Source organism: Alloscardovia venturai, assembly GCF_042676605.1.
GTDB lineage: Bacteria > Actinomycetota > Actinomycetes > Actinomycetales > Bifidobacteriaceae > Alloscardovia > Alloscardovia venturai.
Window position 1 is genome coordinate 1 of the sequence record NZ_JBHTHQ010000024.1, and the last position, 16,073, is coordinate 16,073.

A 16,073-nucleotide genomic window follows, 5' to 3' on the forward strand; every position below is an offset into this window, starting at 1 on the left:
TTATTCCTATTCCGCAGTCTGATATTGATAAGCTTAATGACCGCTACCAAAACGTCTACGGACAACACTAAGAAGATTTTTAAAACCTTAGTTTTTCATTATAAAGAAAGGTAATTCAATGAAGAATCCATTCGAAGGCAAGGAAATTTGGTTTGCCGTAGGATCTCAAGATCTCTATGGTGAGGAGACACTGAAGCAGGTCGCTGCACAGTCTCGCGAGATTGTAGAGACCCTTGATGCTAGCCCTTCCATTCCTGTCAAGCTTGTACTGAAACCAACTCTCAAGGACTCAGATTCTATTAAGGTATTCATGCAGGAAGCAAGTGCTGCGTCTGAATGTATCGGCGTCATCGCATGGATGCATACATTCAGTCCTGCAAAGATGTGGATTCGTGGACTTAATGAACTCAAGAAACCTCTCCTTCAGCTTAATACCCAGCATCATGAGGAAATTCCTTGGAAGACCATGAATATGGATTTCATGAACCTCAACCAAGCAGCTCATGGTGACCGTGAATTTGGTTACATCGTTACTCGTTTAGGGATTCCGCGTAAAGTTGTCGTTGGACACTACGCAGATCCAGATGTGGCAGAACGTATCGGCGTATGGGTACGTGCATGCGCTGGTTGGGATGCGGCGAACACTATGAAGGTGATGCGCTGGGGCGACAACATGCGCAATGTAGCAGTGACGGAAGGCGATAAGACCGAGGCAGAACGTGTCTTTGGTGCATCGGTCAATACCTGGCCGGTCAACGAGCTTGTCGACCATGTCAATGCTGTATCTAAGGAACGCGTCGAAGCTCTCATTGAAGTGTACAAGAAGGAATATGACGTCGCCCCAGAACTTTTAGGCGAGCGGTACGAGTCCTTGTACGTCGCTGCTCAAGAAGAGCTTGGCATGCGTGACATGATGGAAGAGAATGGCGCTACCGTTGCCGTAGATAACTTCGAAGATCTGGGTGCTCTTCGCCAGCTTCCTGGTGTAGGAGCGCAGCGTTTGATGGCAGATGGTTACGGCTTCTCTGCAGAGGGTGACTGGAAGACGGCTATGCTCATCCGTATCGGTAATGTCATGGGTTACGGGCTTGAAGGCGGCTGCTCTTTGATGGAAGACTATTCGTATAACTTCGTCAAAGGCAAAGAAAAGATTCTCGGCGCACATATGCTAGAAGTCTCTCCTACGCTCAAAACTGATGGTAAGCCAAAGCTTGAAATTCATCCATTGGGCATTGGAGGCAAAGAGGATCCAGTACGTCTCGTTTTCACAGCGACGCCGAAGAAGGATGCAGTCGTCGTCGCGATGAGCGATGTACGTGAACGTTTCCGTCTCGTGATGAACGTCGTCGATGTTGTAGAGCCTGATGAAGAGCTGCCAAATCTTCCTACTGCTCGCGCGTTGTGGCAGCCACGTCCAGGTCTGAAGGAGGCTACGCAGTGCTGGCTCTTAGCTGGCGCGGCACACCATACATGCATGACGACGACAGTAGGACGTGAGGCGTGGGAAGACTTCGCGCGTATCGCTGGTGTAGAGCTTGCTGTCATCGATGAGAATACGACAGTAGCGCAGTTTGAGACGAACTTGCGTGTCAATGATGTGTATTATCGCTTGAACGAGCACTTCTAAAGCGTATTGGATCATGGTTGGCAGATGCCTATGCACTTGCAATCGTGTCCACGTACATGATATATAAAAATAATCCTCGTGGCTGTGAAACGTAGCTACGGGGATTATTGTTGCGTTCTTTAACTGGCTTACCGCAAAAGCGCTATAGAGGATATTACATAACAGGCGATATGCGCGCGTGAGAGTAGGCTTGGTGAGCCTCGTGTACGAGGTGCAATGCCATGAGCCAGCCCACAAAAGCGAGGGGAAGCATATGACGCTCAAAATTGTTCGCAGGAGCCAGAATCATCACTCCCATGAGCAAAAGAAGTGGCATGTATCGTAGCAAGTCACGCCAACGTCTCAGAAGCAGCGCGATACATCCCATAAGTAAGACCGCTACAACATAGAAGTTGCCGTGAACTATCCAGCCGATGACAGGAATATGCCCAAATCCTGTGGCTATAGTTCGTTCGATAAAGCGGACAAAAGGAAGCCAGCTGTGCAGGAGTGTAGCTTCAGAAATGCGTGAATTATCTACGTAGTAGCTTGTTGCAACATATGGCTCGTCATTGACGTCAAAATATCCATAGACTTTTGCCATAAAACCGTCAAAGTATTCGACAGGGTGAGTCTTACCAAGCTGAAGCCATGCTTTATTGAAGTTTACCATGTCTTTTTCTGTGACGGTCTCCCACTTATATGTCTCCACCTTCCCATCTGAGCCAGAAGACTTCACGCGGTCTGCATCATTGGGGGAGTAGTTCGTGCCCATAGTGTAGAGATTAAAGATAGGACGAAGCTCATTACGCACATTCTGTGGGACACCAAGAGGATCATCGCGCATGACTCGTGCAATCTGCTGAAGTTGGATACCGCGACTTTCTATGGGGTCTCCGGAGATAATAGTTCCCGAGTTGACGGCAGTGAGAAGGGCTCCTTGGAAGAGGACAAGAGGCAGAAGTAGTGCTACGAGATATGCACGCCACCTTTTACGATCGGCGATGAAGATAAGAACGACCTGCACTACAATGATATAGGTTGCGTATTTTGCACTGCAGAGCATGACCATCGTCGTAAAGGCAATTCCCGCGACGAGACTAGCGGGGATATGCGAGCGATCGCGGCGATTAAAGACTTCAAACCACTGTCCAAACCACCACAGGAATGCCCACGCGAAGAGCGGAGACTTTGTGAGTGCAGTTGTAGTAAAGAGCGTCTGCGGGTTCAGGATGAAGAAAAGCAAAATCACCGCACGCCACTCAGCGTTTGCGCTCAGAGGATTAGTATATGCGCCGCGAGGATTATACACGCGTAACGAATGGGCATATGTAAAGCAGCGATGGAGAGTAAAGCTAGTTGCAAAGATAGCGAAGATAAGTTGCGTGCCAGATAAGACGATTAGACCAAGATCGATGGTGCGTGTCCACATTTTCGATAGGTTAAGCACTCCGCCGTAGATGAAAGTTAATACGATATTGTGCTGATTCGTCAAATACGTAGGAGTATCTGGCCACATATAGTGAGCTATAGGATAAATGTCTACAACGTTGAAGCCATCTGCATAAGGAACGTGCGTGCCGTTAAGAGATGTCATCCACCGGTTCATCTCGTTGTACTGGCTCAGTAAATCTGCGGCGAAAATTGTCGGTACGAGGATAAACTGTATTCCCCAGCAAATAAGCAGAATGAGAGCGATCTTCCACCATCGGTCAGTTATAAAAATAATGCGCGTACGGATGCTCATCCACCAACGGCGAATATGGCTCATAGTGCGATGAAAACGCGGGTACCTATCAAACAATGCGCGTACACGCGGCATGCATGCCTGTCGTACTTTGCGCCACCATGACAAGTATGGCCTTAAAAAGTGAGACTTCGGTCGGCTAAGTTTCACCACAATCCATACGATGCCCATACAGCACAGCCATGCGAGGACAAAAATAATAGTATTGCCTATGCCAAAAGTTCGGATACTACGATCCTTGCGGTAGATAGGACCCACGCTCATACAGAATGCAATCCATGTGCATGCCACAGCCACAAGAATCCATCTCAGTGCACCCATGAATGTAATCGAAGTCTTTTCTCTTGGCGCATGTGTAAAACGGCGCTCATACACTTTTCCGCAACTGTCAGCGATACGTTTTTTCTGAGTGCGGAAGTGTCGTGTCATGAATTCCCCTGAGAGCTCATCTACTAAAAAAGGGCATTTGGTCTGGGAAAAGTATACCAAATGCCCTTTAGAAAGGTGGGCTGCGTAGCGCCGAACTAAGTGCCGAATTAAACGCGTCTAAGTCAACTGCCTCATGAAGACCTAGCTATGAAGACTTAACTATGAGGACCTAGTTAGACTTGCGGCTTACTGGCTGCCACGGGTCGAGCTCGACAGTTTCGGCATCAAGGAGTTCCTGTGGCAGGTACTCCTTGCGAATGACGACTTCCATGACGAAACGGTCGAACCATTCGGCAGATGCTACGTAGTAACCGTCTTTACCGTTGTCCTTGCCCCACGAGTTTTCAATCTTCCAACGGTTTGGCTTGCCGTTCTCGTCAAGGTTGACGCCGATAAGAGTCATCGCGTGATTGCTTGGATAGTCACCGTATTCGATGCCGTCTGCCTTGGAGATACCGAACTGAGTGCCGAAGAGTTCATCGACGCGAACGGTGTTCTCATCGAAGAAACCATCACTACGCAAGCTAAACTGCGTGCAGTCACATGCGAACCAGATAGGATGACCATCTTTGAGTTGCTGTACAGCTGCAGCACGGAAAGTCTCCATGTCAGTGTTGAGGAACTGCATATCACCTGCTTCATACACGGTAGCAGTCTTCCTCGTGGAGTAGCGCTTTCCGAACGGAGTAGAAGCAATTGGGGAGTTGATGAGAGTTTCAAAATCATCGACAGAAACGGGAACATACTTCTTGTAGAATTCTAACGGTGTGATACCCAAATCCACGATTTGCTTGCGTTCATCTTTTCCGGATTTACTAGACTTTTTGTCGCTAGACTCTTTCTGTGTATCCTTCTCATCTGCGCTCTTCTTATCGTCGTCTTCTACGCGTGCGAAGAAATCAAACTTTGTAGGAGGCTCGCCAAGACCGATGGAAAGCATACGATAGCATACATCCATCGCTTCAGCCTTGATGGCGCGCACCTCATCTTCGGTGGCACCGTTTTTGTGAGCTTCACGCATTTGGATAGCAAACTCACGCATCTTGGAGTTTGTGTACTGAATGATGTCAGCAGAGTGACGAGAGTTTGCAGACTCTGGGTAAGCGGATTTTGGCACTAAGCCGTACTTTGCTACGAGATTTGCAAAGCCCTGATACCAGTTACCATCCTCGACAGGACCAGTATTGATATGCTGGAACATACGAGAATCAGTCGGCTCGTCAATGGTCTCAATGACATATTCGAGGAAAGAGTTTGCCTTTTCCATTTTCTCCCAGAAATTCAGATAACTTTCGGAAAACTCAAAGTCGGCAATGTTCCACTTGTGCATGAGCTCATAGCGCAAAGTGTTTAGACCAGCAAACATCCAGCAGCGACCGGACTGCTCTTGATTGGTGATGGAACCTTGCTTGAGTTCGATAGTGAAGTCCATAGGGACTTCGCGTGCACCCTCATACGAAGTCGCTGCTTTGAGTACGCCCATAGAAGTTGCAGCGTTCGCCGCCACTCGGTTTGCGCGATCTTCATTGAAATGTGCAGAGTAGGATGCTACATCTGTCGTGCTAATTGCTTTATTTACCATAGTTGTCCTCGGAATCGAATGCATATATAAGGAGTATAAATGGAATACCCTTTGAATATACGCTCAGGTATCGTCTGACAATTCTAAAGAAAATGCCAAATTCTACAATATGAGCATCGAGCAGTCCCGAGTTTGTACATATAGTGATACTCTTGTCTCAAAAATTCTCGCGTGTCGTGATTTTCTTCTGCGATATGAAGTAATGGATGAGAGTGGCACGTGTCTCGTTTTCCGCATAAATACTGCATATATGCGATAGTTCTGTATAAATATTAATATCTATACATACGCAGCAATATGTGAAATTCGTGCTTAACACCATCACCTATGACATGACTTAATACATAGTCACGCCTATTATTAACCTTCGTAAAGTAGGAAGAATAGGAATTATGATTAAGTACATCGTGAAGCGCATTGCGAACTACATTGTTATGCTGTTCGTGGCAATCTCTTTGACGTACTTCTTGGCAAGTGCATTCTTAAATCCACGCTCTACGTATATGGAGCGTCACCCGCGCCCACCAATGGCTTCTATCGAAAATGCATTGACTCTGGCTAACGTGAACGATAAGACTCCTGTTATTCAGCGTTACTTCACATGGCTCAAGAACATCGTATTTCATTGGAACTGGGGTTTGGCTCCAGATAAATCCTCTGTAAATGCTGCGCTTGCGCCACGTATCGCCGCTTCTTTACAGCTTGTAATTATTGCTACTATACTGGGCATTCTCATCGGTGTATCGCTCGGTGTATACACTGCTATTAAGCAATATAAGTGGCAGGATCGCGTATTAAGCTCCATCGGCTCATTCTTCTTAACATTGCCGACTACCGTCTTAGCTCTAGCTGTGGTTTTTGCCGCTATCTACTTCAATGCAGGAGTCGGATCTCGCGTATTCTTTGTTACTGGCTTGCACTCCTATGATGGCACAAATCCGCTTAAATGGCTCTTAGACTTCTTACAGCACCTGATTCTTCCTACAATTGTGCTTGCAATCCCAACTATCGTTGGTTATCAGTTCCCGCAGCGAACTTATTTGCTTGACACTATGAATGCAGATTACGTACGAACTGCACGTGCAAAGGGACTAACCTTAAATAAAGCAATTCGTAAGCATGCTCTTCGTACATCTCTGATTCCTACAGCACAGTCTGTAGCATTCTCCATCGCAGGTGTATTCACTGGTGCAACTTTGACAGAAACAATCTTCGCAGTTAATGGTCTTGGTCGTTACTTCGTTACGACGTTAAGCAACCAAGATATTAATGGTTCAGTAGCTATTGCAGCATTCTCCGGTGTATGCACTCTAGCCGGTGCGCTTCTCGCAGATATCTTTGCTGCATGGATTGACCCTCGTATTCGCTTGAGCTAAGCGGTAGACTATCGAAAGATTTAGAGGTTAATATGTCACACAAGAATGAGATTCGCGGAGTTGCTGCTGACAAGAGCAAAAATGGTGAAGAGTCTGGACAGAAGACTATCCAACGAACGAGTCGTATGGCGCTTTATGCACATCGCTATTTCCGCAGTACATCTGCTGTTGTTGGCTTAATTATTTTTATTGTGCTTGTGCTATGGGCTATTTTTGGGCGCTTTTTGACCCACTACAATTATACCGAGCTTGATTTTGCAAATCTTGGTGCTCCTCCAAGCGCAGAGCATTACTTTGGAACGACTTCTGAAGGTTCTGATTTGTATGCGATGGTTGTTCATGGTTTAGGTCGTTCCCTCGTCATCGCTATTGTGAGTTCTTTGGGCGTGACAATCATTGCAGCAATCGTGGGTACTTCCATATCTTTCTTTGAAGGCTGGTTTGAAAAGGTAGGCATGTGGATTGTTGACATGCTTATGGCCATCCCATCCTTCTTGCTTATCGCGATGATGGTATCTTCTGCATCGTCTGACTCCGGGTGGCTCTGGCTGATTTTCGGTTTGACTGTCTTAGGGTGGATTGGACAGGCACGTGTGCTCCGCACCATGACAATGAGTCTTCGCGAGCTTGATTATATTCGTGCATCGAAGTTCATGGGCGTTAATTCATTCGTCATTATTCTCCGTCATCTAGTTCCAAACCTTGGCTCTATTTTGATTATTGATACTGTTCTTACAGCTGTTACTACTGTTGCATCTGAAACATCTTTGTCTTTCCTTGGTCTCGGTATTAAGGCTCCTGATACTTCTCTGGGAACTATTCTCAATGAAGGTCAGTCGGCTATCATGACTCAGCCATGGACCCTAATCTTCCCATCTCTTGTACTGATTGTGCTGTGCTTCTCTATGCAGATGATTGGTGATGGTCTTCGCGATGCACTTGATCCTAACTCCCGTTCCGGCGGCAAGGCTGAATAAAACTTGGCATTCATCCGTTGAAGAGTCTTCAGAAAGTTTTTAGGTTTTTAATATGTCTGAATTTAGAAAAACAGTAGCTCCAGCAGAGACAGTGCTGAGCGTCAAGGACCTTAGAGTTAACTTCGCATCTGAGGCAGGTACGGTTCCAGCTGTTCGTGGTATAAGTTTTGATTTGAAGGCTGGAGAAACTCTCGGCATCGTCGGCGAGTCAGGCTCAGGTAAGTCTGTAACTTCTATGGCTATCATGGGGCTACTTGACCGTAATGCAAGCGTTCACGGTTCCGTTACCTACAAAGGTGAAGAACTCTTAACGAAGTCTGATGCTCAGATGAGCGAACTTCGTGGTAAGAATATCGCTATGATATTTCAGGATCCTCTGTCTGCTCTAACACCTGTATATACAATCGGGCAGCAGCTTGAAGAAGCTTTAGTAATTCATAATCCTGAGATGACTAAGGAGCGGATTCGTGAACGTTCCATTGAACTTTTGACGCTCGTAGGAATTCCAAATGCAGAAGAACGTTTGATTGCATTTCCGCATCAGTTCTCCGGTGGTATGCGTCAGCGTGTAGTGATTGCTATGGCGATTGCTAATAATCCTGACGTCATTATCGCGGATGAACCAACAACTGCTTTGGATGTAACTATCCAAGCGCAGGTTCTTGAGGTACTGAAGAAAGCGCAGAAGGAGACTGGCGCTGCTCTTATCTTTATCACCCATGATTTAGGCGTTATTGCCTCGATTGCAGATGAGATCATCGTGATGTATGCGGGTCGTCCTGTAGAGAAAGCACACGTAGATGATATTTTCTATCGTCCTGTGATGCCATATTCTATGGGGTTGCTTGGTGCTGTCCCACGCGCTGATAAAAAAGTGAACCGTCTTGTACCAATTCCTGGCAACCCTGTGAATTTGGTGGAACTGCCACAAGGATGTCCATTCGCTGAACGCTGCCCATTAGCTACTGAAGAGTGTTATGAATCTGAGCCTGAATTATGGGCTGTCAATAATCGAGATAATCAGTATTCTGCATGCTTTAAGAATGACATGATTGTAGAAAAAGGGCTGACCTTCTCTGATGTTTATGCTGTAGGCAAGTCTATTCCTTCAAAGTTCGAAGGCATACCTCGTGAAGAGCGTGCAATGGTTCTTTCCGTAGAGCATCTAAGGAAGACATTCCCGATTACTAAGGGGTTCTTACGCCGTAAAATTGGCGAAGTTCACGCGGCGAATGACGTGACAATTCATATTCGTGAAGGTGAAACTATCGCACTTGTAGGCGAGTCTGGTTCTGGTAAATCCACCACCTTGCTTGAAATTATGGCTCTTAAGAAGCCTGAAGCTGGAAAGATTGAACTCTTCGGTCATGATGTTTCTGAGAAACAGTCAAAGACCGATCGCGCCATGATGCACTCTAACGTACAGTATGTTTTCCAAGATCCAATGAGTTCTCTTGATCCACGCCTGCCAATCTATGATATTCTTGCTGAACCTATGAAAGTGATTGGCATGAATAAGCAGGAGATTGCTTCTCGTATCACTGAACTTATGGAACTCGTAGGGCTGAAGCCTGACCAAGTGGATCGATTCCCATCCCAGTTCTCAGGAGGTCAGCGTCAGCGTATCGCAATTGCTCGTGCTCTTGCTGTAAATCCAAAGCTAATTTTGCTTGATGAACCTGTATCTGCGTTGGATGTTTCCATTCAGGCGGGTGTGATTAACCTACTTGAAGATTTGCAGAATGAGCTTGGTGTAGCTTACCTCTTTGTAGCACATAACTTATCTGTAATCCGCCATATTTCATCCCGAGTAGCAGTGATGTACTTGGGGTCTATCGTGGAGTCTGGTTCTATTAGTGCAGTGTTTGATAATCCATTGCACCCTTACACCAAGGCTCTCTTATCTGCCGTGCCTGTGCCAGATCCAGAATTTGAGCGCAGTCATGATCGAATCGTGTTACAGGGCGAACTTCCTTCCCCTACTGAGAAGATTGAAGGATGTGCTTTTGCATCGCGCTGCCCTCTTTATCAGACGTTGACTGATGAACAGAAGCATGTATGTGATACACAAGTACCTGTGACCAAAACGTGGGACACCGACCACCGTGCGGCGTGCCATTGGATTAGCATTGGTAGGTAAGCCGTTTTTATTACGACAATCTAGCACATCTGTCTATATGGTTGCCGAAACTATATGGTCTTATGAATGTGTGAAGCGTTATACCTACCAAGCTTCGGCATAGCGATTTTCGCGAAAGAGGAAAGAAAAATGAAGGCTAACTTCACAAAGATTACGGGTGTAGTAGCTGCAGCTTCTGCTGTTGCTATGCTCCTAGCAGGCTGCGGCACAGCTTCTACAAAGACTGGTGCTGCCGAGCCAAATGCAGGTTTTGCTGCAGACTATAAGGGTGCTTACCCAATGCCTGATAAGGCTAAGGCATATGACAATACGCAGGATCGCGACAATATCAAGGATGGCGGTACTCTGAATCTTGCTACGACATACACCGCTAACTGGAACCAGCTCTCTGTCGATGGCAACACAGGCTATATGAATCAGCTCTGGTCATGGTATATGCCAAATCTCGCCACCTTTGATTTGAAGGGTAATCAGACTTGGAATCCGGACTTCATTACTAAGGTTGAGAAGACTTCTGATAATCCTTTGACCATCAAGTACACCATTAATGACAAGGCGAAGTGGAACGATGGTAGGGCTATCGATTGGACAGCTTTCGAGTCTACATGGAAAGTAAGCAACGCTACTAACGAGGCTTACACCGCAGCTAATACTGATGGCTATGACAAGATTGCTTCCGTAAAGCCGGGAGATAATGCTAAGCAGGCTGTCGTTACATTCTCTGAACCTTACTATCCATGGCAGTCTCTCTTCAGCCCACTTTACCCGCCGCAAGCAGTGGATACTAAGACCTATGCTTCTGGCTGGGTTGATAATGCTCACAATGAATGGGCAGCAGGTCCATTCAAGGTAACCTCTGTTTCTCAAGATAAGGTAACTTTTGAGCGCAATGAAAACTGGTGGGGAACAAAGCCAAAGCTCGATAAAATTGTTTATAAGTATATGGAGCCAACTGCTGAACTCAATGCATTCGCTAATGGTGAGCTTGATTCCACTACGTTCTCTTCTGCTGCATCATTGAAGACAGTTAAGGCACGTAAAGACATCCAGATTCGTCTTGGCTACTCTAACCAAGTAAATGTCCTTACTTTCAACGGCAAGTCTGATGTGTTGAAGGATAAGCAGGTTCGTAAGGCTGTCATTCAGGCGTTTAACCGTGAGCAGATGGAGAAGGTACACTTCCAAGGTTTGAACTGGACTCCAGATGCTCCAGGCTCTGAAGTATTCCCGGTATATCAAGAAGGCTACCAGAATAATATGCCTGCTGAAGGTAATAAGACTGACGTTGCAGGTGCTGGTAAGACCCTCGAGGCTGCTGGCTATAAGAAGGGTTCTGACGGCTACTACGCAAAAGATGGTAAGACTCTAGAAATTTCTTATACCTACTTCGGTGATGCTGCTACTGGAACTGCAATGGCTAAAGCATTCCAACAGATGATGAAGACTGCCGGTATCAAGATTAAGCTTGTAAATCTCCAGTCCTCCAAGTTTTCTGAAACTGTAGTTTCTGGTAAGTATGAGATTCTTCCTATGGCTTGGTCTTCCAACTCTCCATATGGGCAAGCTAGTGTAAATCAGCTTTATGGCTCTAAGTCTGATTCTAACTACACGTACGTGGGCGATGCTTCTGTTGATGCGCTCATCAAGAAGATCGGCACTATTGAAAATCAGAAAGAATCTATGAAGGCCGCAAATGCTGCAGAGAAGGCTGCTCTTGCGCTCTACGGTACTTTGCCAATGGACTCTCCTGCAAGCTTCTATGCAGTAAAGAAGGGTCTCGCTAACTGGGGTCCTGCAGGGTTCCAGACTGTGCTTCCTGAAAATGTTGGTTTCCAGAAGTAAGCGGAAATAATTCATTTTAGTAATGTACAGTAAACTGCTCATCCACTTTGTGGGTGAGCAGTTTATTTATAGGCTGTAGGTAATAGAGAAACATAGAGTATTTAATTTGTGCTATCCAATAGTACTTTTAGTACTTTATGTGGTTCTGCAAAGATTGTTGTATTTTATAGACTGAGTATCAAATTCTATTTGCTCAATGGTACATGTCCGCCTGATGTCTTAAAGGTCGGTCTTGAATATGCACTTTAGAATATACAAAATATGTCACCCTACTATCGGATTTAAAGATGGTGGGGTGACAATTGTAAAGACTATGTATTCACTTATTGCAAGCCCAAAGATTATGCTTTACAGCAAAGCACTTTGGAGGCGTAGAAAGATCTGTACATGATTTGCCGCGTACCCAATTCTGGCAAACAACTTGTGCACTTGCAGAATGTATTCCTGCTGTAAAGCTTACTGCAAGTAAAGCTGTGCTTACGAGGCTGGCAAGAACTACTTTAAATGTCTTTCTTTTTGTATTCATAATCAACTCCTTTACTATATACGGTCATAATAGAATTATGTTTAACTAGAAGATTAGTAGTAAACAATATGAAACTAAGAATAGTGTCGAATAATGAGTCCTGATTTGCCTTTGTCGTCTTGCCAGAGAGTGCCTGTTCCGTTTTCGCGGCGTGTTGTATATTTCGTTGTCATTTGTGTGGATCTTTTCTTGCTGTCTGCCCTGTTTTTTTCAGGGGCTGGTAGCGCAAGTGTAGGTGTATATTTTGGTGTATATTTAACCGCGGAAATAGTGGGAAATAGGCGGAAAACTTGCAAGAATGAGCATAGCCTACGATGGTTGTGAAATGCTTGAGAAGCCTTGGAAACATTGGGCTGAGAAGTGGAGCGGATGACGGGAATCGAACCCGCGTAATCAGTTTGGAAGACTTTTTGAACTTCGCTCGTAACCCCTGCAAATACTGGCTTCATCAGGTGTGTATGATTTAGTTGGTCTGCCTTTTGGTCTGCCTTCTATTCGCACTATTAAGTTTTTCTTTAGCATACATGCAATGGCGCAATATTGTAAATTCTCGTGCCGAAAGTAAATAATCGCGTCTTCTATGACGTGTTGATTTTGATTTTATTGAGTGTTTAACTTGACTTTATTTCATTCGCAACGTATGATATAAGTATGAACAAAGAAAGGAGGTGAGTATGAAATGGACTGAGATAGTAGAGCTACTACTCCACCTAGTGGATACGTTATCAACCGTTATAGGTTTTAGTAGTAGCTCTCAAGAAGCCACCAAAACATAAAAAGTGAGCTTCCCAGGTAGCTCCTCCAGAGGGGGGCTACCTCTCCAGTCTAAATCAGATCAATCATGAAAGCAAAATATACTTTTATCGTTATCGCCGTTCTGACAGGCATTACAGCATTGTATGAGGCTCTTATTATGCATAGCGTAGTTAAAACGGTCATCTGGGTATGCATAACAATCGTATGGGCAAGTGTTGCAGTGCTGTGGAAGGATAGAAAATGACAGAACACTTCCTGAGCTCAAGCGAAGCAGCAGAATACCTGGGAATATCTCGCGGAGCTTTTAACACCCTCAACCTCCCAGAACCGGATGTAACAGTTGGTCAAGTGAAAGGCTGGAGTAAAACAACCATCGACCAATGGAACGCCCGCCGTCCAGGACATGGCGGTAGACCACGAAAAGAGCGATAAAAAAGAGCTCCCCACTAAACCCAAAAAAGAATAAGGGCAAGTGAGGAGCTCAAACTTTTACTATGCCGTGATCACAGTCTTCGTACCGTCATACACAGTATAAAGAGTCTGTGCAATACCAATCACGCCAACAATCAATACACCCCAGTTAGACGACTTAAAACCATCAGTAACCGCGAGCGCGGCTGGTGACTTTAGTTTGTTGTTAGTGGTGTTGAGTTTTCTCTGAGTTCCTGAGCGAGTTCTTCTCGTGTTTTATCGCGTTGTACGAGGTCTTGTATCCATTTGTAGAGTTTGTTGTGTGTGATGATTCTGGAGTCGTCGAATTCTAGGTTAATTCCGTTGATGTAGAGGAGGACGAGTGTGGTCATGACTGTCGTCCTTTTGTTTGCGTCTGCGAATGGGTGGTCTAGCGCTAAGTGGTAGGCGAAGTCTGATACTTGGTCGTAGATGTCGTTGTAGTTGTGTGTTTTGTTGAATGGTCGCCCGTATTTGGAGACGAAGCATGCGTATGCTGCGGAGTTTATTTTTGCTCTACTTTCGGGACGGGCTGCATTGAGACCTTGCTCTTGTATGAGGAAGTCATGTATTTTCATGATGTCTTCTACGAGAGCGTTGAGTTGTTCCTCGTTGTAGTCAATGCAGTCCGTGTTCACGCGTCACCTAAGAGTTTGAATGTGTTGCGGTACTTGTCGTAGACGTCTTCCACTCCTTGGGCGAGTGTTCCTACTTTTTTAGGTAGTGAAGTAATGTCATCGGATTTTAGGATGTCTTGTACTGTTATTGTTTTGTTTCGTGTTCCATCGTATACGTTGCTCCATGCGCTGTTTTGGCGGTGGGAGTATGTTACGAGGTCGAATGCGGACAAGAATCCGTATTGCTTGATGACGGAGTCTACGATTTCGTTTGTGTAGTCGTCTGTCTTCTGGAGTGAGGACTGTACGAGTATGGGCATGCTTCCGTAACGGCTGAAGGTATGATAAACCTCTGGCTCTACTGGACCGTATGACCATGCTTGAATTTCAGAGTCAAAAAGCACTTTTCCTGTCTTTTTAAGGCTTTCTACTTGGGCAAAGTAGACGAGCTTATTTAAGGAGAGGTTAGTGAAAAGATGTTGAGGGTAGCGTGTGATGAACGCGTTTGCAACATTGAGTGCTGTATTAGCCATTGCAACCTCCAATAACTTTCCGGGTAAAGTGAAAATGATACGCGTATTGTGTCAATACTGCAAGTTGTATACACAATATTACATGCGGGAGTGAAAAAGCCATATACGCTCCTCTTCTGTCTTTCCTCTTATTGCGTGACGGCTTCGCGTGCTTGGTTAGCGTATTGTGCGAGCGCGGCTGGTGTCCAGTGTGTGTAGCCTGCGGTTGTTGTGATTTTTGCGTGGCTCATGATGGCGAGTCTTGCGTCTTCGCTTGCTCCGGTTTGTGCGAGGTGTGTGCTGAAGAAGTGGCGTGCGGCTCTCATGGTGGTGTAGGGCAGTCCTGCGGCTTGGAGTGCTTGTTTCCATTTTCGGCGTTCTACGTTGCTGGTGAGTGGCTGCCCGTCGCGTGTGAAGATGAGGTCTGTTGGTTTAGTGCAGTTTGTGTTTGCGAGCGCGTTGAGGTCTATCCATAGTTGTGTGTTGAGGGGTATGAAGCGTTTGCCTTGTTTGGTTTTTGGTGGGAGGAGGTAGAAGTTGCCGGTGATGTGGGTGGCGTTGAGCCAGTTTGGTATGGTCATGTTTGTGGTGAGGTGTTGGAGTTGATGTGTGATTTGGATGCCGTGGATTCCGTCGATGGTGATGAGTTCTGAAGGGGTTAGTCCGAAGCGTTCGGCTTGACGCATGCCTGTGGCGAAGGCAAGTGTGAACATGGTTTGCCACATGTGTGCGTCAGGATTCGTATCGTTGTTGAGTGTGTTGATGGCTTTTTGTGGTTCGCCTGTGTTCATGATGCAGGTTTCTTTGATTTCGTAGCGTGGTGGGATGACGGCGTCTACGGGGTTGGTTGGTATGAGTTTTTCTCTGAGTGCGGCTTTCATGATTTGGCGTATGCGGATGTAGTAGTTGTGGATGGTTTTGCTGGAGCGTCCTTGGCTGAGCTGGTCGAGCGCGTATTCGATGTGCATGGCTGTTATTTGGTCGAGGGGGGGGAAGTTTGCCGAGTTTGCTGGTGAGTTGGCGTGATTCGCTCTTGTAGGCGGCTATGACGCGTGGTTTGACGTTGCGGGTCATAGTGGTGAGCCAGTGTTCAACGTATCGTTCGAATGTTGGCATGGAGGATAGTGGGACTACTCCATGGTTCTGGAGGGTTTGTATTTTGGTTTCGAGTTTTTCGCGAGCTTGGGTTTTTGTTGGCGCGATAGCGCTTACGGAACGTGGTTTGCCTGTGGCTGGGTTGATACCCATTTTCTTAACGATGTGCCAGCCTTTGGCATCTTTGAATTCGTAACCTGTACCGTTCGCATGGCGGCGTGTGTGAGACATGAGCGGGATCCTTATCTACTTCGTGTTAATGCGAATAGATTAGGTCTGCCTTTTGGTCTGCCTTTTAATGTCAAAAAAGGGCAAAATAGGACAAAAACTTGCAACCGAAAAAGAGAGGCTTATAGGACAAAATGTGTTGCTGGCTAGTTAGTAATAAAAATCTTGTCGGTGCTCGCTCTTGTGGAAT

General features: G+C 45.9%; 14 protein-coding genes. 7 read left to right on the top strand and 7 right to left on the bottom strand.

Going from position 1 to position 16,073, the window contains the following annotated elements; all coding sequences use genetic code 11:
• Window positions 1-118: 118 nt before the first annotated feature.
• The gene (araA, locus tag ACFQY8_RS07555; RefSeq protein WP_377939337.1) at window positions 119-1,627 is read left to right on the top strand and encodes an L-arabinose isomerase; all 1,509 of its coding nucleotides are present in this window, start codon (window positions 119-121) and stop codon (window positions 1,625-1,627) included.
• Window positions 1,628-1,781: 154 nt separating this feature from the next.
• Here the strand turns inward: araA and ACFQY8_RS07560 are convergent, their stop codons facing one another.
• Window positions 1,782-3,782, bottom strand: coding sequence for a DUF6020 family protein (locus ACFQY8_RS07560; protein WP_377939338.1), 2,001 nt, complete (start codon window positions 3,780-3,782; stop codon window positions 1,782-1,784).
• A 169-nt stretch (window positions 3,783-3,951) separates the two neighbouring features.
• Window positions 3,952-5,364, bottom strand: coding sequence for a C1 family peptidase (locus tag ACFQY8_RS07565; RefSeq protein ID WP_377939339.1), 1,413 nt, complete (start codon window positions 5,362-5,364; stop codon window positions 3,952-3,954).
• Window positions 5,365-5,756: 392 nt separating this feature from the next.
• On the opposite strand from ACFQY8_RS07565, the gene ACFQY8_RS07570 reads away from it, so the two are divergent.
• The 4 genes from ACFQY8_RS07570 (at window position 5,757) to ACFQY8_RS07585 (ending at window position 11,699) form a co-directional block, all read left to right on the top strand.
• Window positions 5,757-6,740, top strand: coding sequence for an ABC transporter permease (locus ACFQY8_RS07570; protein ID WP_377939341.1), 984 nt, complete (start codon window positions 5,757-5,759; stop codon window positions 6,738-6,740).
• A 32-nt stretch (window positions 6,741-6,772) separates the two neighbouring features.
• The gene (locus ACFQY8_RS07575) at window positions 6,773-7,717 is read left to right on the top strand and encodes an ABC transporter permease (protein WP_377939343.1); all 945 of its coding nucleotides are present in this window, start codon (window positions 6,773-6,775) and stop codon (window positions 7,715-7,717) included.
• 52 nt (window positions 7,718-7,769) lie between these two features.
• Entirely contained in the window at window positions 7,770-9,857 is a 2,088-nt protein-coding gene (locus tag ACFQY8_RS07580) for a dipeptide ABC transporter ATP-binding protein (RefSeq protein ID WP_377939344.1), read from the top strand.
• A 129-nt stretch (window positions 9,858-9,986) separates the two neighbouring features.
• Entirely contained in the window at window positions 9,987-11,699 is a 1,713-nt protein-coding gene (locus tag ACFQY8_RS07585; protein ID WP_377939345.1) for an ABC transporter family substrate-binding protein, read from the top strand.
• Between the two features lie 319 nt (window positions 11,700-12,018).
• Here ACFQY8_RS07585 and ACFQY8_RS07590 read toward each other — a convergent pair whose 3' ends face one another.
• Together ACFQY8_RS07590 and ACFQY8_RS07595 are read right to left on the bottom strand one after the other, a co-directional pair.
• Window positions 12,019-12,225, bottom strand: a complete 207-nt coding sequence (locus ACFQY8_RS07590; protein WP_377939346.1) for a hypothetical protein — start codon at window positions 12,223-12,225, stop codon at window positions 12,019-12,021.
• Between the two features lie 74 nt (window positions 12,226-12,299).
• Window positions 12,300-12,674, bottom strand: a complete 375-nt coding sequence (locus tag ACFQY8_RS07595) for a hypothetical protein (protein WP_377939347.1) — start codon at window positions 12,672-12,674, stop codon at window positions 12,300-12,302.
• Between the two features lie 392 nt (window positions 12,675-13,066).
• Here ACFQY8_RS07595 and ACFQY8_RS07600 point away from each other — a divergent pair, with 392 nt between their 5' ends.
• Together ACFQY8_RS07600 and ACFQY8_RS07605 are read left to right on the top strand one after the other, a co-directional pair.
• Entirely contained in the window at window positions 13,067-13,225 is a 159-nt protein-coding gene (locus ACFQY8_RS07600; protein WP_377939348.1) for a hypothetical protein, read from the top strand.
• A complete protein-coding gene (locus ACFQY8_RS07605; RefSeq protein WP_377939350.1) occupies window positions 13,222-13,413 on the top strand; it encodes a hypothetical protein in 192 nt (63 codons plus the stop codon). Before ACFQY8_RS07600 ends, ACFQY8_RS07605 begins: the two co-directional genes overlap by 4 nt.
• A gap of 194 nt (window positions 13,414-13,607) precedes the next feature.
• On the opposite strand, the gene ACFQY8_RS07610 is transcribed toward ACFQY8_RS07605, so the two are convergent.
• The 3 genes from ACFQY8_RS07610 to ACFQY8_RS07620 all read right to left on the bottom strand — a co-directional run bounded on the left by ACFQY8_RS07610 (window position 13,608) and on the right by ACFQY8_RS07620 (window position 15,528).
• Window positions 13,608-14,069 (bottom strand): type II toxin-antitoxin system death-on-curing family toxin, encoded by a 462-nt coding sequence (locus tag ACFQY8_RS07610; protein WP_377939352.1) that lies wholly within the window; start codon window positions 14,067-14,069, stop codon window positions 13,608-13,610.
• On the bottom strand, window positions 14,066-14,581 hold the full coding sequence (locus ACFQY8_RS07615) for a Panacea domain-containing protein (protein WP_377939354.1): 516 nt from the start codon (window positions 14,579-14,581) through the stop codon (window positions 14,066-14,068). Before ACFQY8_RS07615 ends, ACFQY8_RS07610 begins: the two co-directional genes overlap by 4 nt.
• A gap of 128 nt (window positions 14,582-14,709) precedes the next feature.
• Window positions 14,710-15,528: a tyrosine-type recombinase/integrase gene (locus ACFQY8_RS07620; RefSeq protein WP_377939355.1), complete on the bottom strand. Its 819-nt coding sequence runs from the start codon at window positions 15,526-15,528 to the stop codon at window positions 14,710-14,712.
• Between the last annotated feature and the right edge of the window lie 545 nt (window positions 15,529-16,073).